At 35.5% G+C, this 19,115-nt stretch carries 17 protein-coding genes; 9 read left to right on the top strand and 8 right to left on the bottom strand.

Features of this window, described 5'->3' with window-relative positions; genetic code table 11:
- Window positions 1–18: 18 nt before the first annotated feature.
- The 6 genes from ACFQ19_RS16695 to ACFQ19_RS16670 all read right to left on the bottom strand — a co-directional run bounded on the left by ACFQ19_RS16695 (window position 19) and on the right by ACFQ19_RS16670 (window position 5,222).
- Window positions 19–540: a TRAP transporter small permease gene (locus ACFQ19_RS16695; protein WP_379593791.1), complete on the bottom strand. Its 522-nt coding sequence runs from the start codon at window positions 538–540 to the stop codon at window positions 19–21.
- Between the two features lie 18 nt (window positions 541–558).
- Window positions 559–1,842 carry a TRAP transporter large permease gene (locus ACFQ19_RS16690; protein WP_080872594.1) on the bottom strand — a complete coding sequence of 428 codons (1,284 nt, stop codon included), beginning with the start codon at window positions 1,840–1,842 and terminating at the stop codon, window positions 559–561.
- A complete protein-coding gene (locus tag ACFQ19_RS16685; RefSeq protein ID WP_379593789.1) occupies window positions 1,839–2,759 on the bottom strand; it encodes an NAD(P)-dependent oxidoreductase in 921 nt (306 codons plus the stop codon). The genes ACFQ19_RS16690 and ACFQ19_RS16685 overlap by 4 nt, the downstream gene beginning before the upstream one ends.
- Before the next feature lie 112 nt (window positions 2,760–2,871).
- Window positions 2,872–3,351 carry a PPC domain-containing DNA-binding protein gene (locus tag ACFQ19_RS16680; protein WP_379593787.1) on the bottom strand — a complete coding sequence of 160 codons (480 nt, stop codon included), beginning with the start codon at window positions 3,349–3,351 and terminating at the stop codon, window positions 2,872–2,874.
- A 45-nt stretch (window positions 3,352–3,396) separates the two neighbouring features.
- The gene (locus tag ACFQ19_RS16675) at window positions 3,397–4,413 is read right to left on the bottom strand and encodes a TRAP transporter substrate-binding protein (RefSeq protein WP_379593786.1); all 1,017 of its coding nucleotides are present in this window, start codon (window positions 4,411–4,413) and stop codon (window positions 3,397–3,399) included.
- Between the two features lie 95 nt (window positions 4,414–4,508).
- A complete protein-coding gene (locus tag ACFQ19_RS16670) occupies window positions 4,509–5,222 on the bottom strand; it encodes a FadR/GntR family transcriptional regulator (RefSeq protein ID WP_379593785.1) in 714 nt (237 codons plus the stop codon).
- Window positions 5,223–5,482: 260 nt separating this feature from the next.
- Between ACFQ19_RS16670 and ACFQ19_RS16665 the strand changes: the two genes are divergently transcribed.
- The 9 genes from ACFQ19_RS16665 to ACFQ19_RS16625 all read left to right on the top strand — a co-directional run bounded on the left by ACFQ19_RS16665 (window position 5,483) and on the right by ACFQ19_RS16625 (window position 15,027).
- Window positions 5,483–5,875 carry a helix-turn-helix domain-containing protein gene (locus ACFQ19_RS16665; protein WP_379593784.1) on the top strand — a complete coding sequence of 131 codons (393 nt, stop codon included), beginning with the start codon at window positions 5,483–5,485 and terminating at the stop codon, window positions 5,873–5,875.
- Window positions 5,876–6,105: 230 nt separating this feature from the next.
- A complete protein-coding gene (locus tag ACFQ19_RS16660; protein ID WP_379593810.1) occupies window positions 6,106–6,957 on the top strand; it encodes a MurR/RpiR family transcriptional regulator in 852 nt (283 codons plus the stop codon).
- 31 nt (window positions 6,958–6,988) lie between these two features.
- Window positions 6,989–7,687 carry a hypothetical protein gene (locus tag ACFQ19_RS16655; RefSeq protein WP_379593783.1) on the top strand — a complete coding sequence of 233 codons (699 nt, stop codon included), beginning with the start codon at window positions 6,989–6,991 and terminating at the stop codon, window positions 7,685–7,687.
- A gap of 111 nt (window positions 7,688–7,798) precedes the next feature.
- Window positions 7,799–9,247: a sodium/proline symporter gene (locus tag ACFQ19_RS16650; protein WP_379593782.1), complete on the top strand. Its 1,449-nt coding sequence runs from the start codon at window positions 7,799–7,801 to the stop codon at window positions 9,245–9,247.
- Between the two features lie 31 nt (window positions 9,248–9,278).
- Window positions 9,279–10,061: an SDR family NAD(P)-dependent oxidoreductase gene (locus ACFQ19_RS16645; RefSeq protein ID WP_379593781.1), complete on the top strand. Its 783-nt coding sequence runs from the start codon at window positions 9,279–9,281 to the stop codon at window positions 10,059–10,061.
- A 26-nt stretch (window positions 10,062–10,087) separates the two neighbouring features.
- Window positions 10,088–11,227, top strand: a complete 1,140-nt coding sequence (locus ACFQ19_RS16640; RefSeq protein WP_379593780.1) for a M20 family metallopeptidase — start codon at window positions 10,088–10,090, stop codon at window positions 11,225–11,227.
- Window positions 11,228–11,244: 17 nt separating this feature from the next.
- A complete protein-coding gene (locus ACFQ19_RS16635; protein WP_379593779.1) occupies window positions 11,245–12,981 on the top strand; it encodes a M28 family peptidase in 1,737 nt (578 codons plus the stop codon).
- Window positions 12,981–13,994, top strand: coding sequence for an NADH:flavin oxidoreductase/NADH oxidase (locus ACFQ19_RS16630; protein WP_379593777.1), 1,014 nt, complete (start codon window positions 12,981–12,983; stop codon window positions 13,992–13,994). The genes ACFQ19_RS16635 and ACFQ19_RS16630 overlap by 1 nt, the downstream gene beginning before the upstream one ends.
- A gap of 1 nt (window position 13,995) precedes the next feature.
- On the top strand, window positions 13,996–15,027 hold the full coding sequence (locus ACFQ19_RS16625; RefSeq protein ID WP_379593776.1) for a ketopantoate reductase family protein: 1,032 nt from the start codon (window positions 13,996–13,998) through the stop codon (window positions 15,025–15,027).
- A gap of 506 nt (window positions 15,028–15,533) precedes the next feature.
- On the opposite strand, the gene ACFQ19_RS16620 is transcribed toward ACFQ19_RS16625, so the two are convergent.
- Both ACFQ19_RS16620 and ACFQ19_RS16615 read right to left on the bottom strand, forming a co-directional pair.
- Window positions 15,534–17,456 carry a BglG family transcription antiterminator gene (locus ACFQ19_RS16620; protein WP_379593775.1) on the bottom strand — a complete coding sequence of 641 codons (1,923 nt, stop codon included), beginning with the start codon at window positions 17,454–17,456 and terminating at the stop codon, window positions 15,534–15,536.
- A 261-nt stretch (window positions 17,457–17,717) separates the two neighbouring features.
- A complete protein-coding gene (locus ACFQ19_RS16615) occupies window positions 17,718–19,106 on the bottom strand; it encodes a glycoside hydrolase family 1 protein (RefSeq protein ID WP_379593774.1) in 1,389 nt (462 codons plus the stop codon).
- Window positions 19,107–19,115 lie beyond the last annotated feature (9 nt).

Genomic DNA, 19,115 nt, shown 5'->3' with positions numbered 1-19,115 from the left:
ACAGGAATGTAGTGTTTCCTAAATAGAAGATACATTATTATTAACTAATTCATGGTTCGTATCTTCTTTATTTTTCTTCTTATAACTCTTAAAAATATGATCGAGTGCATGTACTATCATAATGAATCCAGCAATCGGTATGATGGAATATACATAGCCCATTGAAATTCCCGATTGTAGACTAACAACCTTCATATTAAGTACTGCTAACTGTGTTCCATAGTAAATAAACAAAGCAAACAGGATTAACGCAAAAATATCTTGTATGACTTCAACATATTGTGCTGTTTTACCTTTTAATTTACTAACAATAAAATCCATTCCCATATGCTCTTTACGTTTAAAAGCAATAGCTGCACCTATGAAAGTCAACCACACAAATGTAAATCTTGAGATTTCTTCTAAAGACGCAAATGAAGTGTTAAAAAAATTCCTTCCAAAAATCATAATAACCAGGCTGGCTGTCATTACTACTGTAATCACAATCAACAGGAGCATACATAGTCTGTCCAAGCCTTTACTTAGCTTTGAAATAAACATGTATTCTTCACCTCTTTTCTATCCATTTAATAAGCTTGGTATAAAAGTAATTATCTGCGGAAATACGAGCATCAGGATGACACATGTTAATAACACCAATACAAATGGAACTAAATCTCGCATCAATTCATCAAATCGTAAATCCGCGATTCCTGCAGCCACATACGTACACAAACCCACTGGAGGTGTTAACAACCCGAGCCCCAATGTAGCAATAAGTACGACACTGGCATGAATTGGGTCAATTCCCGATGCTACAATTACTGGGGCAACCACTGGAACGGTCATAATAATGGCTGCATTTGCATCTAAAAACATCCCTAAGAATAAGAACAACAAAATAAACATAAGCATCAGCAGAAAAGGAGAAAGATTCATTTCAATGACAAAACTCGCTAAACTGCTTGGTACATCGTTAATGGTTAACAGGTAAGAGAATGCTCCTGCACTAATAATAATCATCATAACAGTAGCCGTCATTTTACCGGAGTTAATAATAATATCTTTCAAATGCTTTACCTTTAATTCCTTATATACGAAAAATCCAAGTAACATTGAATAAAGCACAGCTACAACAGCGGCTTCTGTTGGCGTTACAACCCCAGTGATAATACCGACAATGATAATTGCAGGGGTGACCAGGGCTAAGATACCTTCTTTCCCTTTCCCGAATACATTTTTAAATGCAAAAGGAATAGATGACTTATATCCTCTTTTTATCGAAATAACGGTAGATGCTGCTAATAAAGCAACACCGACTAAAATGCCAGCTCCAATACCAGCTAAGAATAAATCAGCTACAGAAAGACCAGCAGTGAATCCCCATAATATCATCGGGATACTTGGCGGTATGATAATTCCAATAGGTGAAGAAGCAGCTGTCACTGCAGCTGAATATCTAGAGCTGTAGCCTTGCCTGACCATTGCCGGAATTAAGATGGTACCTGTAGCAGAAGTATCTGCTACAGCGGAACCGGACACGCCTCCAAAAAACATACTAGCCGTGACATTCGTTGCTGAAAGACCACCTGGTAAAAATCCAACAAGTGCATCTGCAAAATCAACCAGACGTCTTGTCACGCCACCCTTTTCCATGATGTTACCCGCCAATATAAAAAACGGTATGGCTAAAAGTAACCATGAGTTAGCTCCAGAAAACATTTTTGAAAATACCTGCGTCAACATGCCAGGATCAATCATTAACAAAGATAAAATAGAAGCACCTGCCAACCCAAAAGCTACTGGTATGCCCATCAGCAAAAAGATAATAAAAGCTACAAATAGAACAACAGCAGAAGTCATTGTGATACCGCCTTATTTCTTTTGACAACTTCTATTTCTGCTAACGCTTCATATAACGTAATAACAGCAGCGTTATCTTTTCCACCTTCCCCTTTTGCCTGTAATGTTTTAAATAGTTCATGGACAAGCGAAGTTGCGTATAAAGGTACCTGAAGATCTTTCCCTACTTCAAGCGCCAACGAAATATCTTTGGTGTGCAAGTCCACCGTAAAACCTGGGTCAAAATCTCTGTCTAAAATAACCGGCATTCTATCCTCAAGTGCCCAACATTTTCCGGAACCATTCAAAATAACCTCACGCATAATTTCCGGATCCACGCCTCCTTTGACACCTAAAGTGAATCCTTCTGACATGCTGACCAGATTTACCGCTGACATAAGCTGATTAACAATTTTAACAGTCTGACCACTTCCAACCTCCCCGCAGTGAATAATTTTACCTCCCATGATTTGAAGTAAATCTAGCGCTTGATCATAGTTCCCTTTTTTTCCTCCAACCATAAAGGTCAAAGTTCCATGAACGGCTCCAGTTTGTCCGCCGCTGACAGGTGCATCTATCATATCAATGTTTTTTCCCTCAAGTTCTTCATTGATTTCTTTTGTAACAGTCGATGAAATACTGCTCATATCAATAATCAAAGCACCTGCAGATAACGATTCTATTAATCCGTCATCCCCGGTTATGGCTTCTTTCACATGAGGACTGTTTGGCAGCATGAGCAGTACAATATCAACTTGTTTTGCTAGTTCTTCCTTGGAATCTGCAATTGTCACACGCTCTTGGAACGGAAGCTGTGCCGCTTGTTCTAAATTAATATCAAAGACGACTAATTCTTTCCCTGCATGTAGTAAATTACTTGCCATCGGGAAACCCATTACACCTAAACCGATAAAACCAATTGAATTTTTGTTATTCATATCGTATAATCTCCTTATAATTGATTTGCATAGCCATCTGAACAACATTGTCGGAGATGTTCTTGGTTCAGATGGCTATGTATTTTTAATTACTGATCTTTTTAGCCATCTATTATTCTGCTTTTGGATTAAACTGAATCAAGTCTGTTTCGTCATCATAATCACGATACATATGTGCATTTTTCACTTCATTAATAACCAAATCAACAGTTGTTAGTACCGGCGTTTTTCCTTTAACCATATGACCGCCAAATACCTTTCCTTCTTTATCACACATTGTCGCATGGAAATGTGTATCGTAATCTCCTTCACGCTGGCAAACAACGCCTGTCCCATTTAAAAATTCAACCGGACTCTCTGCCACAAACAAGTCTCCATATCCAGCACCTACTACAGATTCTTCTTGCGGAACTAAATACATGTAAACTGCTTCCTGAAAACTGCCAAAGCAATTTGCAATAGAAGCATACGTAATGTCATTTGCCTTACAAATTTCTTCAATACCCGTGATTAAATCCGTTCCTGGTAATAATCTTCCTGCTACTGTTTTACCAATTTCTCCAGTTGCATACTGTACTCTTATCTCTTTCATTATTTGATACATCCTTTCTCATAATCTATTCTTATATAATATCGCTTAATCAGCAGCTGCTTGTACTTCTTCTAAAAACTGTACAAATTCACTGCCATATTCAGCTTCATATTCTGGGTAAACTCCCTCAACAACTTGCTTGAAAGCTTCCCAATCAATCTCGTCCTTATGAGTGATTTCTATTTTGTCTTCTAATTCATTGAGTATCTCTTCGTTCTGTTCAGCAGCTTCTTCTGACCAAAGCTCTGTTGTTTCCGAAGCTGCTTCATCCAATGCTGTCTGCTGTTCTTCAGATAACTGTTCCCAAACTGCATCACTCAATGCTAGAACGTTTGGCGTGTAAGCAAAATCCATAACTGTCAAATAATCTTGTACTTCATAAAACCGTTGCCCTTCAATATGCATTAACGGATTATGCTGCCCGTCAACTACCCCTCTATCCATGGCTACATATAGCTCTGAAAAAGATAGCGGTATCGGATTCGCTCCAAATTCCTCTAATGCAACACTGTACGATTGAACTTCCGGACTCCTTATTTTCAAGCCATTCAAATCCTCTGGTGTTTCAATTGGACCTCTCGAATTCGTAATCTGTCTAAATCCATGCTCCCACAAAGAAAGGGCTTTCAATCCTGCGTTTTCTTCTAAGTTATCAAGAACTTCTCTCCCTATCTCGCCGTTGTTAACCTTTAAAGCATGTTCTTTATCTTCAAATAAGAATGGTACTTCAAACGCTTCCATAACATTGTAGCTGGATGCAAATAAACCGGCAGAAATAATTCCTCCATCAATCGTCCCCATTTGCACTCCTTCCACAAGCTCTCTTTCGTCACCAAGCTGAGATGAATTATAGATTTTAATTTCGACAGAGCCTCCTGTTTTTTCTTCTACCAATTTTGTGAAAATATCTGCAGCCCCTTGTTGCGGACTAACTGGTGCCCCAACATGTCCAATACTGATTTCCACTTTTTCCTCTTCTGCGTTCGTTTCACTACCTGAATTCCCACAACCGTACATGAACAGTACGGAAAGTACTCCTAAAATGAAAAAGACCTTCTTCATTAATCCTATTTCCCTCCTTTTTATTAAGATTTTTCAGATATCGATGTTTGCCAATCACCCCCTTTAAGGATTTAAATAGTATGTCTACGCAGTCATTATTCCTTATTTTGTTCCATTTGCTGAAATAACCGCTTCTCTCCACGGTTCAAATGTATTTCCATCGTCTCTATAGCCTGCTCAACATTTTGTTGTATAATTGCCTCCAGAATACATTGATGCTCCTTGATGGAGTTTTCCACATTATGCGAGTCTTTGAGTACATTTTCGAACCACTCTTCCAACGACATTCGGATTAAATCCAATAAGTTGTAAATCATTTTGTTATTACTCGCTTTAGCTATTGTCATATGGAACATTAAATCGTTTTGCTTATTTCGATGCACTTGTCCTTCTTGCTGCATGTTATCTATCCATGACGCTAATTCTGCTATTTCCTCTTCTGTTCGATTTAACGCAGCCCGCTTTACTGTCTCCAATTCTAAAATCTTTCTTAATTCAATCAGTTCGTTAAATGGGGCAGGGTCCAGATATAGTCCCCATTGCAGCTGTTGTTTAATGTTATCCGAATCGACTTTTCTTATAAATGTCCCTTCACCCAACCTTGCTTCTAACAGCCCCATGGAAGTCATACTTTTAATCGCTTCTCTGATCGTAGACCTCCCCACCCCAAATTGATCTGCTAAATCTCTTTCAGGAGGTATTTTATCTCCAATTGACAATTCACCTTCTTTAATCATCCTTGTAAATTGGTTCATGATTATCTCTCGTGTTGAATCCCTTTGCGGTATTTTTTCAAATAATGGTTTCATTGTTTTTCTCCTATTATTGGTAGTATGTCTAATGGTCAGACCATTAAGTGCATACTGTGTTTTTATGTCTAAATCGATTCTTCTAGAATTCTATTCGACATTGTTTAAACAAATCCAAACTAAATTTTCTAACTATTTGACAATCATTTTACACAACAAATTATTGTTTGTAAATACTTTATACAATAATTTGTTGTATAAATAAAAATAACTCTCCTCTAACGGTATAATTTTACTGATAGTTAGGAGGGAATCTATACATGGACATATTTAGTGAAAGAATAATAGACCTTCGCATTGAACATGGATATAGTCAGGAAGAAATAGCCAAAAAGCTGAATGTATCAGCAAGTGGTTATGGTTATTATGAACAAGGCAGAAACGAGCCTTCTTTAGAAACACTATATAAAATTGCCGACTTCTTTCAGGTATCCATTGATTATTTGTTAGGCAAAATAGATTCTCCTCAGCATACTGCTTATTATTCTATTTCTGATAATTTGAATTTGAATGAAGACGAAATCAATGCTATTGAACGAATGAAGGAATTAGGACTTCTTGAAAAGATTGGTGAAAATCCTAAGTTAAATGTGGAACGGTTGAGCCGGTTTTGGGGATTTTTGGAGAATGAACTCGGGATTGGTCAAAAATAAAATAGTTTAATAATAAAAATAGGCTGTATTTATGATATTTACATAGATACAGCCTATTTTATTATTGCTTTTAAGATTCGTTTACTTATCAAAATCAATATAAAAGACAGAAAATTAATAAAAAAAGTATTGATTTAAATTTTCTAATACTTTATACTACTAAAATAAGAATAATATTATTCATTTTATATAAATATGAATCATTTAATTCATAAAAAGGAGGCTTAAAAATTAATATTCAAGACTTAATTCTTAAATATTATAATGATTTATCAAAAGGGCATAGAAAGGTGGCTGATTATTTACTAGAAAACACACTTGAATTTAGTGTATCGACTGTAGAAGAGATTGCGAAAGAAGTAAGTACAAGTAAAGCAACCGTAATTCGTCTCTCTTACGCCCTGGGATTTGGAAGCTTTTCTAGTATGCAAAAAAGTCTTAAAGCTCAGCTTTTAAATGAAGATGAATCACCTAGACAGACAGAAAACATTACAGATGACGATGTGAATAATTTACTCAGTTTAACTTTAAATAGAGATATTTTTATTTTAGAAAAATTGAAAGAAAATTTAGATATCAATAGATTAAATGATGTTATTAAGGAACTTGCGGATGCAGATGAAATTAAGATTGCTGGATATGGTGCATCCTTTTCTGCAGCTCATTGGTTTTATACAAAGTTAAGTATGATTAGAGAAGACGTAACCCTGCTGTCATCTATCATAAGTTTAAATGCACCTGGAGATGTATTATCCAGAGAAAAAGATAAAGTTATTTACGTTCTGTTATCTTTTCCAAGTTATATGTCAGAAACTTTAAAACTGGCAAATATAGCGAAAGAAAAAGGTGCAAAAATCATAGTAATATCTGATAGATTATTATCGCCAGTCGCTAGAATCGCTGATATATGTTTGACAACAGATATAAATGTCAGCTCTGTCAATCTTGTCTCAATGTCATCCGTTCATAGTTTACTCAATCTTATTGCAACTGGAATGGAATTTGATAATAAGGAAGTCGTAACGGAGAGACTACGCAAAATAAATGAAATCTATTCAAAAAATGAATATTTTTTAGAATAATATGGAGCGCTTATTTAGGGGGTATGAATAAATGGCGAAAGAAGCATTCTCTGTAACGTTTATTGTATTGATATTACTTTTATTTGCAAATTCAACTGTATCTGCTGAAGAGAAAGAACCACCCTTTTTAGAAAAAGCAAATGTTGATATTAAGGGCGACGAAGATAAACATTATGAGGTTCAACAAGATATTACAATAGGGAATATTAGTTCACTGGAAGATGAAGAGATTATGCACACCCTAACAAATATAAACGATGTTCAAGTAGATAATCTGACATTTACGTCTGCAGATGATGATTTAACTTATACCGTTGAGGAAAAGGATGCATTAGATAAATACATTTTAGATCTTACAGAATTTGAGGGGGACACGTTCAATTATCAAGTTTCATATACCGCACAGTTAGACAATGAAGAATTTACAGTTCCCTTATTTGTTCCAGAATTCGGAAGTATTGCAGAGGAAAATATTGTTGATATCCATTTTGAAGCACCAGAAGAGATGGTTTTACAATTAAACTCTTTTCCAGTTGTCAAAGGGAACGAAGGTAACAGTGATACAAATTATATGATGAATATACCATCACATGTAAAGTACGTATTCTATACAGAAACAAAACATTTTAATTTATTTAACATTATTGGCTGGGGTTCATTGGTTGCATTTTTATTAGTTGTATTTGTTTGGATTAGAGGAGAAGTAAAGAAAAAGAAAGGAGCGGTATAAATGGGAGTTCCATTCTGGGGGTTAGTTATCTATGCGATTGTTTTTATAAGTGGCTATTTTATTTGGGCGACTATAAAAAATTCGAAAGAAGATTAGAGAGGTGAGATAGACATGTTAGAAGTTAGCTCAGAGTTTTACTATATCGTAATTGGCTATTTTATCATGATTCTAGGAATCGGCCTTTGGGCAGGAAAAGGCAACAAGACTAGTGAAGATCATTTAGTTGCTGGGCGGTCAATTGGTTCAGTAATTGGCGGAGCTGCTTTAGCTGCAACACAAATGAGTGCAGGAACTTTTGTTGGCACAATGGGTATTCATTATTTAACAGGAGCAAGCTATATATGGTTCTGGCCAGGGTTGTGGCTTGGATGGGTCGTTTCTGCAATCTGGATAGCTCCGAAGATCCAACAATTTAAAGGCGGTGTTACGGTCCCCGATTTAGTTGAAAAAAGATTTAACAGTAAAGCAGGAAAAGTACTTGCAGCCGTTTTAATCATTGTGGCATATAGTGTTTATCTCATTGCTCAATATGTTGCTGGTGGAATAATCATGAACACTATTTTTGGAATTCCTATGTTTTGGGGCGCAGTTATTACAATTGGTATTACACTCATCTATACACTTAAAGGCGGAATGAGAGCAACTGCATACAGTGATTTCGTACAGGCACTTATTATGGCAGGCAGTTTTTTAATTGCAATCCCAATTGCACTCAATCAAGCAGGAGGAATTGGTTTTGTAGGCAGCTTTTTATCAGATCTTGACCCAAGTATTCTAGGTTGGCATTACGGCTTTAAAGATTTAATTGGCTTTGGTGCTGCCTTTGGATTTTCAATGGCTATTGCCCCTTACGAATTGGCAAGACTCTATTCTCTACGCAGCCCTAAAACAGTTCGCTTAGCTATTGGATTCTCCTTTATTTTTCAAGCTGTTGTCGCAGTTTCGGTAGCGATGGGTGGATTAATTATGAGGTCACTATATCCTGTTTTAGGTTCACCTGACAGTGCATCTTCTGTCATGGCTGTCAATGTGTTACCGCCTGTTGTTGGAGCATTATTGTTAGTAGCCATATTAGCTTCAATTATGAGTACTGTATCTGGAGTCTTAATCGTATCCTCCTCTGGAATATCTCATGATATTTTTGGAGTATTGAAACCAAAAGCTACTGATAAACAAAAGATGGTGCTCAATCGCATATGCGTTGTTATTCTAGCTTTAATACCATTATATTTCTCACTCAATCCATTTGATTTAGTGCAGTTTATGGTATTAGCACAAGCTTCATTAGTAGCTAGTTTTTTCTTCGCTCTTGTTCTTTTGGGTTTAAACTGGAAACGCGGAACTGCAGCAGGAGCATTATCCTCAATGATTGGCGGAGTGATTACTGTATTAATATGGCTCTTTATCTTAGACAACCCGTATGATATTAATGAAGTTATTCCAGGCGTATTCGTATCAACAGCCATCTTTATCATTGTCAGTCTATTTACAAAACCAACACCAAGAGAAAATTTAGAAATCTTTTTTCCTGAATTAAAGAAAGAAAGTTTAACCAAATAAATGTCTACACTAAAAAGTTGGGGTGTTCATAATGTATAAAACAGTAATTATAACAGGAAGTGCCTCAGGAATAGGTAAAGGAATTGCTAAACATTTCTTTCAAGAAGGATACAAATTATTGCTGATAGATATTAATGAAGAACAACTTAAAAGAAGTAAGGAAGAAATAACAGAAGGTTTCTCATACGAAAATATGGTTACCTACTTGGCAGGTGACCTAACACAAAAAGCATTTCGTGAAGATATTATATCATTTGCCGAAAAAAAATTAGGCCATCTTGACGTATTGATAAACTGTGCAGGTATTTTCCCAGCTACTCCAGCGTTTGATATCTCAGAAGATGAATGGGATAACGTTTTTGACCTAAATGTAAAAGCACTATTTTTTCTGTCCATCGATTTTGCAAAATCAGCAAAAAACAGAGAACTACAAGCTAATATTGTAAATATTACTTCAGCCGCAAGTGAAGTAGCAAGACCAGGTGTCTCGCATTACTGTTCTTCCAAAGCAGCTGTAAAAATGATGACACAAGTACTTGCATTGGAACTTGCTGATTTTGGTATAAGAGTAAATGCTGTTGGACCAGGTCTTGTAGAAACAGAGACATTATTGAAGACACTCAACAACGAAAAAGCAAAAATGGAACATAAAGAAAAAATTTCATACTCCCCTTTAAATCGAACAGCTAAAACTTCAGAAATAGCAGAAGTTGTTTCGTTTGTAAGCAGCCATAAGGCCTCTTATATGACAGGTCAAAATATATTAGTCGATGGCGGCTATTCGGCAGGTCGAGTATTTAAAAGTTTTAATTAATCTTTGAGAGAGGCAGGCAAACAACATTGGAAAAATATTATGACTTTATTTATCAAAAGAAACACCAAATGTACGATTCTGTAAAGGAGATCGTTGAACACGAATCACCTTCCCATGAAAAAGAGTTATTGGATCAGTTAGCAACATGGATTTCCAATCAATTTGAAACACTCACTGAAGGAAAAACAAAAATTATCAAAAATGAGCAATATGGAAATCATGTAGTAGGCGAATTCGGCACAGGCGATAAACAATTATTAATCTTAGCCCATTTTGATACCGTTTGGGAAAAAGGAACGTTAGAAAAAAAACCATTTTCCATAAAAGATGGTATCGCAAGAGGACCTGGCGTGTTTGATATGAAAACAGGTCTTATCCAATCGTTATATGCACTCCATGCATTAAAAGAACTAGGTACTCAATTAAATAAGAAAATTATTTGCATCTTTGATGGTGATGAAGAAATAGGAAACCCCTCTTCTAAACAACTCATTGAAGATGAAGCTAAAAAGAGTGAAGCTGTTTTTGTTTTAGAACCTGCTATGTCACCAAAAGGAAGTTTAAAAACTACTCGTAAAGGAGTTGGTATATTTACGATAAAAGTGACAGGTGTCCCAGCACACTCAGGCATTGATCCTGAAAAAGGAGTTAGTGCAATTGAAGAATTAGCTGATATCATAAAGTATTTCCAATCGCTCAATGATTATGAAAAAGGAACGACTTTAAATGTTGGAACTATTCGTGGCGGCACGACGTCAAATGTTGTTGCAGAAGAAGCATTTGCTGTACTTGATTTAAGAGCAAAAACAAAAGAAGAGTTTGAACGAGTTATTCCTTTGATTAAAGGAGTAAAAGCAAAGAAAGAAGGAGCTAATGTAGTAATTGAAGGTGGTGTCAATCGATTCCCATTAGAGCGAACAAAAGAAGTTGAGAACATGTTTATTACTGCAAAAGATTTAGCAAAAAAACATCTTGGACTTGAACTGACCGAGAAAGAAACTGGCGGCGGCAGTGATGGTAATTTAACAGCTCCTTATGCCCCTACATTAGACGGCCTAGGAGCCGTTGGTGACGGAGCACATGCAAACCATGAATATGTTGTTTTAGAAGAAATGCCAAAACGTACTGCTTTATTAGCAATGCTATTAGAAACTTACGGAAAGTAGAAAGGTGTGGAGAAGTAATGGATACAACGAAAATAGCTCAACTACGCTCTGAAGTAAATAAAAAATCACTAATGACACTTACTGAAAATATTGCAAAGGAGATTAGATTATCTGGATCTGAAGAAGAGTATCGAGCATTTGAATTTGCTGAGAAACAATTAAAATCATTTGGGTTTGATACAAAATTGTATACAAGAAAAGCGTATATTAGTCTACCAATGGATTCCAGCTTGAAAATCAATGGCCAATCATTTGACAGAATCACGCATTCAATGGCTGCATCAACTTCAGAAATTACAACAGGTGAAGTCGTATATGTTGGGGAAGGTACTCTAGAGGATTTTAATAGACAAGATGTGACGAATAAAGTTACTTTGATTGATGGCCTTGCTATACCTGGGGTTGTAAATATTGCAGAACGTTTTAATGTGAAAGCAGCCATTTTTATTAATGCCGAATATACCCATGAAATGATTGTTTCAACCAATTGGGGGAACCCTGATTTATCAAATGCTGAGAAATATCCATCGATTCCAGTTGTTTCTGTTAATTATCAAGATGGACAAACAATTATCCAGGAAATACGTGAAAAGCATACTGAGTGTGAATTAGAAGCAAAAGTAGAAACAAAATGGACCGATATACCCACATTAATAGCTGATTATAAGGGAGTGGAAGATCCTGATTCATTCGTTTTATTTTCAGGTCATATAGATTCGTGGCATTATGGCGTAATGGATAATGGAACAGCCAATGCAACGATGTTAGAAGTTGCTAGAGTTATTGGAGAAAATAAAGAGCCACTATATCGATCATTACGTCTAGCCTTTTGGTCTGGTCATTCCCATGGTCGTTATGCAGGTTCTACTATCTACGCAGATGAGAATTGGGAAGATTTATACGAGAACTGTGTCATGCATGTCAATGTTGACTCAGTTGGCGGAAAAGACGCTGTCGTGTTATCAGAAGGTAATGCCATGGCAGAAACCAAAGATATTGTCCATGAAGCGATTATGTCGGTAACAGGAGAAACATTTAAATCAAGTCGTTATGGAAGATCTGGTGATCAATCGTTCTGGGGAATGGGAGTACCTTCTTTACTAATGGGCCTGTCAGAGCAGGTTAAAAGTGATACACCTGCTATGAAAGCATTTTCTAAGTTATTCGGAGATGGGGATGGTGGCGGATTTGGATGGTGGTGGCACACAACAGAAGATACATTAGATAAAATCGATCCTGAAAATCTACAACGTGACTGTCAAATCTATTTAACGATTATTCTTAATAGTTGTAATAGCAGGATTTTACCATTAAACCAACAGAAAGCGATTGAAGATATCGAACAAGCTGTTCAAAAATATGTGAATCTCTCCCCTTCTCACGCAGGTCTGCAAAAAGCAATAGACCGAGTTTTAGAAGCTAAAAAAATGATTATTAGACTTAAAAAATATGCTAGTGCAAATTATGATGTCGAACAAGAAAAGCAAATCAATCGGATGCTTATAAGAATCTCTAAAACATTAGTAAGATTAAATTATGTGAATGAAGATCGATTCGGACATGATCCAGCATTATCTCAAAACCCAGTACCTTTGTTAGCCGATGTCCAAAAACTTCAAGGTAACTACACAGATGGAGAGAAACATATTATTGAAACAACACTTTTAAGAAAATCTAATAAATTTAACTTCTTATTAAAAGGATTAATTGAAGATATGAAAACATTTGAAAAACGTATGGAAACGGAGGTGTAATGTTTATGCTATTCGAATCTTTCACACTAAAAGATTTAACTTTAAAGAACCGTATTGTTTTATCACCAATGTGTCAGTATCAAGCAAGTAATAAAGAAGGAATACCAGAAAATTGGCATTTGATTCATCTTGCTTCACGGGCCATAGGCGGTACAGGACTAATCCTCACCGAAATGACAAATGTAGAAGCAAGAGGTAGAATTACGGAAAATTGCCTCGGTTTATACAATGATGCCCAAGAAGCCGCATTTAAGGAAATCATTCAGGAAGTGCATAAATATAATGCTAAGATTGGTATTCAACTCGCCCATGCTGGCAGGAAGTCAAAGATTCAAAATGGAGATATCGTCGCACCTTCAGCTATTCCATTTTCAGATGACTCTCCTCTTCCACGCGCACTAGAAAAAGATGAAATAAAGAAAATAATTGAGCACTTTGCAAGTGCAGCTGAAAGAGCAGTAAGAGCCGGTTTCGATACGATAGAAATCCATGGTGCACATGGTTATTTATTACATCAATTCATGTCAAAGAGTTCAAACAAGCGAACAGATGAATACGGAGACCCTACGAAATTCTGCCGGGAAGTTATTCAAGCTGTCAAAGCTGTTATACCTGCAAACATGCCACTTATAATGAGAGTATCTGCCATTGAGTACAATCAACCAGCGGGCTATACGCTTGAAGACATGGTTCATTATTGTTCAGAGTTTAAAAAGCTAGGTGTTGATTTATTTGATGTATCGACTGGAGGGAATTCTCCAAATAGACCAAAGGTTTATCCTGGTTACCAAGTTGAATATGCGAATGAAATAAAGGAAAAGTTAGACGTACCTACGATATCTGTAGGAAGCTTAGAAACTCCCCAAGTTGCAGAAATGGTTTTACAAGAAGACAATGCTGACTTGATTTGTATTGGAAAAGGTATGTTAAAAAATCCGTACTGGGCGAAAGATGCTGCGATACAGTTAGGTGAAGATATCCAATTGCCTGGTGTATATGAGCAGGCGTATTAATATGAAGTTTACAATAATAGGAGCTGGAGCAATCGGTGGAGTCATTGCAGGTTATCTAGCCTACCATGAGAACAATGTAACATTGGTCGATATCAATCAGGAACATATCGATACAATTAATAAAAAGGGACTAACAATTGAAACCACGCATGAACCAATTGTTGTTCGTATTGATACTTGTATGTTGAATCAGTTAATACAACTATCGGATAAGCTGGATGTCATTATCTTGGCAGTGAAATCACAACATACCAAACATGTGATAAATGAAATCAAACATTTGATTGGAAAAAATACAGTTGTTATTTCTATGCAAAATGGATTAAATGAACATATTATTGCTAACATGATTGGACAAGATCGAACAATTGGTTCTTTTGTTAATTTGTTTGCCGATTATTTGGAACCTGGTCGGATTCAATACGGTGGAGTTGGAAGCTTATACATTGGAGAGCTAGATGGCAAAATAACAAATCGATTATTAGATATTCAAAATAGGTTAAAAGCGTGGGGAAACGTCCAGATTACGTCAAATATTTTTGGTTATTTATGGAGCAAGTTAGCGTATGGTGCGATTCTCACAGCTACAGCCACTGTAGATGAAACGATGGAATATTTAATCGCTAATCATGAATATCGAGAATTATTTGTAGAAATTAGCACGGAAGTTTTGCAAGTTGCGGAACAACTTCACATTCAAACAGAAGCATTCGATGATTGGGACCCTGCAATTATTTATAGTCCAAACAACAAAAGAGATTGGGATAGGATTCACGAACAATTTGATTTATTAGTAAAGCGACTCCAAACGTATAAGAAAAAGAAAAGTGGTATCTGGAGAGACTTGGCTGTTCATAAAAGAAAAACAGAAGTACCTAATCAATTAGAACCAGTAATTGAAAAAGGTGAACAATTTCAGTTAGATATGCCATTAATTCGAAAGTTGCTTAACATGATAACAGAACTGGAAACTGGTAAACGGGAAATGAACTATCAGAATTTAGATAAGTTGAAAACAATAATTAATCCTTAAATGAAATACACCTTCTATTATTATTTACAGAAAACACTTCTGTACCGATTTACATGGGGGATTTTAAAAAACTGTACAATCACACCTGTATTAACGTAACATTCTATACGGACATTTTTTTAAAACAAAAGATAAGAACCTATATATAAGAAATCATATATAAATTATAGAAAACCTTCCAGAAATCTCAAAGCAGTCGAGAAGTTTATCCGTTTTTTAATCTATTGATTTCTCTTTCTTTTTCCAGCACAAAACACGCTTCCTGCATAATAATCAAAGCAGGAAGCGTTTATCCGTGAACCAATTAGAACGATGCATAATACAATATCATATTGGTAAATCCAGCAAATACACTGAAAATATTGAGTTCTTCTATTTTCCTATACTATCGAATTCTTAATACCACGTTTACTTATTTACTTCTAACTTTAGATTTTGATGCTATTCGATTCTCTTCCACACCTTATCGAATTTGTTTTAAAAATATACATAGATTAAAACACCCATTACTGCAAATTTCCAATAAACTCTTTATAATTTCTAGCTTTTATCAATCTCTTAACTATCACGCTATTATCAATTATCTTTCCTAGTATTTCGTACATTTCCTGCAGATCTTCTTGGGAACCTGTTTTAACACATAAAAGACAGACAAATTGTACCAGTTTACCCCTCCATTTAATTGGTTTTTCTAAGGTACATACAGTGAGAAACGTTTTTTCCGTTTTTGGTGTTATAGGGTGTGGTATTGCTACCAGATTACCGTATGAAGTTGGAGCGATCTCTTCTCTCTCATAAACTGCTTCTATAAATGTTTCATCTACTAACCCCTTTTGGATTAATTCGTCATTTAGAAATCCTAACACCTCATCCATTGTTTGAAATTTTTTCCTGATAAAAGTTAATTTTTCATCGAAATAGGTATTTATAGAAAGGTTTTTTTTATCTATAAATTGTCCAATTTTCATTAAATCATTTTCTCCTAAAATAGCATTGACCTGAATTACCGGTACCGAAATGTTATCTGAAATCGGAATCGAGCTAACAATAAAATCAATATCATTTAAATTATAATCATGTAATTTGTAATACTCTGTTGTACCAGCAACATCCAGTTCCTTACCAAATTGATTTTTCAACTTATAATAAATTAATTGTGCTGTACCAAAGCCTGAAGCGCATACAATTAAACAACGCTTTGCTCCAGACATAAGCTTTTTTCGTTCTATTGCTGCTCCTATATGAAGCGCAATATAACCAACTTCATTTTCATCTATTTCTGCTCCCATTTCTTGACCAATTGTCATACCAGCTGAAATAGCTGCTTCAAATGCCAAAGGGTAATTCTTTTTTATCTCTTCCAGCATTGGATTGCGAATATTCATACCATACTTATATCGATTTACTGCTGGTTTTAAATGAAGACTTAACCCAAAAATCAATTCTCTATCATCTTTTATTTCCAAATTGAATTCCTGATCTATTTGATTCAGTGCGTTCGAAACATAACATTGAATATTCTCATCGATGATTTCATCTACTACATCATTCGCTTGAGAGAGCATTTTTGTTCCAAGCAAATGAAGTGCAATATAAGCTACCTCAGCTTGAGGAAATGTCACCCCTAGCTTTTCCTCTATTTCATTAATAATTTCCCGAGCTACTTTATATTCCTTCTGTTTCAGAATATCTTGTACATCCATATTGTATAATTCTACATAATTTCCGCTTTTAATTCGTCTGTAAGCAATAACAATATGTACCAGCAAATTATTTAATGCAATATCTGATAGAGTTATTTGATGAAAATTTATTTGATTCAGAATTATTTGCAAAAAATCATCTAACAACTTTTGGTCAAAGTTTTTTAAATATAAATCTCCGCATTGTTCACCAATTTCTTCATTTCGATTAAATATATATTCAGACATACAAAAACGAATCTTCATCTCGTTCCCTTTTATCTTCAAACCATAATTAGGACGTACATCTATGCTAAGTTCATATGAAGAGAGTATTACTTTTACATGCTTTAAATCATTCTGGATGCTAGACCTGCTGATATACATTTCCTCTGCTAAATGATCTAACTTCATATAATTTTGATTGAGTAAGAGTCGAATAATAATATATTTTATTCTTTCTTCAGGTGTCCGTGGAACACACTCACCAATAGATTGATCATAACTTGATATTTCTTTTAAGAAGTTACGAAAGTGTTGTTCATCGATAATCGTCAGCTGATATCCTTTCCCTTTTAACGATTCAATCGTTGCACCATGCACCTGTAACAATCCAGAGAGTGTCTTCATATCTTCCCTTGTTGTTCTGTCTGTTACATGATTTACTGTTGCAAAATACTTCCCTGTTACAGGTGTCTCTGCTGCCATTAGTTCTCGTAATATCGTTTTCATTCTATTATCTAACATTTCCTTACCTCACCTTACTTTCGGGTGTGCAAATACGTTTTTTCGTTCCTATAAATTATTTTAACAATAAAGGTTCTGACTCAAAATAGAATCAGAACCTTTGCATATACTTTTTAGAATCAGATAGCAAATCATTTATAAATATCTAAGAAACAGCATTCCAAAATCCATATTTAAATAAAAAAATGATATCTCAAAGGGATACTTACAGATAATCTATAGAAAGCAGACTGCTATGTCATTTTTAGAAAAATCTTCTTTCTAAAAACCATTATTTTTCGAAACTTCTTTGATCCAATATGCACTTTTCTTCGGTGTACGTTCTTTCGTTTCTAAATCGACAGCAAAGAATCCATAGCGATTTTTATAACCATTCATCCATGACCAGTTATCCATAAAGGTCCATAGATGATATCCCTTTGCATTACACCCCTCTTGAATAGAGCGATGCAGCCATTTTAAGTGTCCCTGAATAAATTCAATACGATAATCATCCTGAATTTCTCCATTTTCCAAGAATCGTGCTTCATCTTGAACTCCCATTCCATTTTCAGAGACAAAGGATTCAATGTTTCCATAGTTCTCCTTTAAGTTAATCATAATATCATAAATACCTTTTTCGTAGATTTCCCATCCGCGGTATGGGTTCATTTTTCTACCCGGCATTTCATAGTTATCAAAGAACCAGTCTGGCATAAAAGGACTATATGGATTTGGTAAATGTTCTTTCGCTTTCACACGGCGTGGTTGGTAATAGTTAACACCTAGAATATCAACCGTATTGGCTTTAATAAGCGCTTTATCATCTTTTTTAGTTACTGGTAATTGACTATACTCAGTTAATATTTCTATTAGTTCTTCAGGATATTCTCCTAATACTGCAGGATCTAAAAAACTGCGGTTAAAAAATAAGTCTGCAATACGTGACGCTTTTAAGTCGGCAGGATTTTGGCTTCGCGGATAGGATGGAGTCAAATTTAAAATGATGCCAATTTTACCATCCTTCACTCCAGAAGCACGGAAAGCTTCAACTGCTTGTGCATGAGCAACCATCGTATGATATCCTACTTGTACAGCACGCCTTCCATCTACTACATTTGGATAATGGAAGTCATATAGATAACCTCCTTCCACTGGTACAATAGGCTCGTTGAATGTAAACCATTTAGAAACACGATCTCCAAACAATCGGAATGATTCCCTGGCATATGTTGTGTATGCATCCACAACAGACCTGCTTTCCCAGCCGCCTTCTTCCTGTAACTCATATGGCATATCAAAGTGGTATAGGTTCACAAAAGGTTCGATACCATTGGCAATTAATTCATCAATGACATGATTATAAAAATTTACAGCTTCTTGGTTTATTTTTCCGCGTCCGCCAGGAATGAGACGAGACCAAGAAATAGAAAGACGAAATGTATTATGGCCAATTTCCTTCATTAATTGAATATCTTCCTTATAATGGTGGTAAAAGTCTGATGTGGATTCTGGTCCTACTCCTTCGTAAAAACGATTAGGTTCTGTTTCATACCAATAATCCCAAATATTTTTTCCTTTTCTACCTTTATTTGCAGCACCTTCCGTTTGTGTGGCTGATACTGCACTTCCCCACCAAAAACCTTCTGGGAACTTGTATTGTACACTCATGATATACCT

The organism is Oceanobacillus locisalsi, from assembly GCF_042675985.1.
In the GTDB taxonomy this organism is placed as follows: domain Bacteria; phylum Bacillota; class Bacilli; order Bacillales; family Amphibacillaceae; genus Oceanobacillus; species Oceanobacillus locisalsi.
Note: the sequence above shows the minus strand (reverse complement) of the source record. Positions and strands in the feature narration are given on the sequence as shown.

What these genes read in the sequence shown, in the direction of transcription:
- ACFQ19_RS16645 (WP_379593781.1), top strand. Translation starts at nt 9,279, where the DNA reads ATGTATAAAACAGTAATTATAACAGGAAGTGCCTCAGGAATAGGTAAA.
- ACFQ19_RS16685 (WP_379593789.1), bottom strand. Translation starts at nt 2,759, where the DNA reads ATGAATAACAAAAATTCAATTGGTTTTATCGGTTTAGGTGTAATGGGT.
- ACFQ19_RS16665 (WP_379593784.1), top strand. Translation starts at nt 5,483, where the DNA reads ATGGACATATTTAGTGAAAGAATAATAGACCTTCGCATTGAACATGGA.
- ACFQ19_RS16655 (WP_379593783.1), top strand. Translation starts at nt 6,989, where the DNA reads ATGGCGAAAGAAGCATTCTCTGTAACGTTTATTGTATTGATATTACTT.
- ACFQ19_RS16620 (WP_379593775.1), bottom strand. Translation starts at nt 17,456, where the DNA reads ATGTTAGATAATAGAATGAAAACGATATTACGAGAACTAATGGCAGCA.
- ACFQ19_RS16650 (WP_379593782.1), top strand. Translation starts at nt 7,799, where the DNA reads ATGTTAGAAGTTAGCTCAGAGTTTTACTATATCGTAATTGGCTATTTT.
- ACFQ19_RS16670 (WP_379593785.1), bottom strand. Translation starts at nt 5,222, where the DNA reads ATGAAACCATTATTTGAAAAAATACCGCAAAGGGATTCAACACGAGAG.
- ACFQ19_RS16625 (WP_379593776.1), top strand. Translation starts at nt 13,996, where the DNA reads ATGAAGTTTACAATAATAGGAGCTGGAGCAATCGGTGGAGTCATTGCA.
- ACFQ19_RS16635 (WP_379593779.1), top strand. Translation starts at nt 11,245, where the DNA reads ATGGATACAACGAAAATAGCTCAACTACGCTCTGAAGTAAATAAAAAA.
- ACFQ19_RS16690 (WP_080872594.1), bottom strand. Translation starts at nt 1,842, where the DNA reads ATGACTTCTGCTGTTGTTCTATTTGTAGCTTTTATTATCTTTTTGCTG.
- ACFQ19_RS16630 (WP_379593777.1), top strand. Translation starts at nt 12,981, where the DNA reads ATGTTTATGCTATTCGAATCTTTCACACTAAAAGATTTAACTTTAAAG.
- ACFQ19_RS16675 (WP_379593786.1), bottom strand. Translation starts at nt 4,413, where the DNA reads ATGAAGAAGGTCTTTTTCATTTTAGGAGTACTTTCCGTACTGTTCATG.
- ACFQ19_RS16680 (WP_379593787.1), bottom strand. Translation starts at nt 3,351, where the DNA reads ATGAAAGAGATAAGAGTACAGTATGCAACTGGAGAAATTGGTAAAACA.
- ACFQ19_RS16615 (WP_379593774.1), bottom strand. Translation starts at nt 19,106, where the DNA reads ATGAGTGTACAATACAAGTTCCCAGAAGGTTTTTGGTGGGGAAGTGCA.
- ACFQ19_RS16695 (WP_379593791.1), bottom strand. Translation starts at nt 540, where the DNA reads ATGTTTATTTCAAAGCTAAGTAAAGGCTTGGACAGACTATGTATGCTC.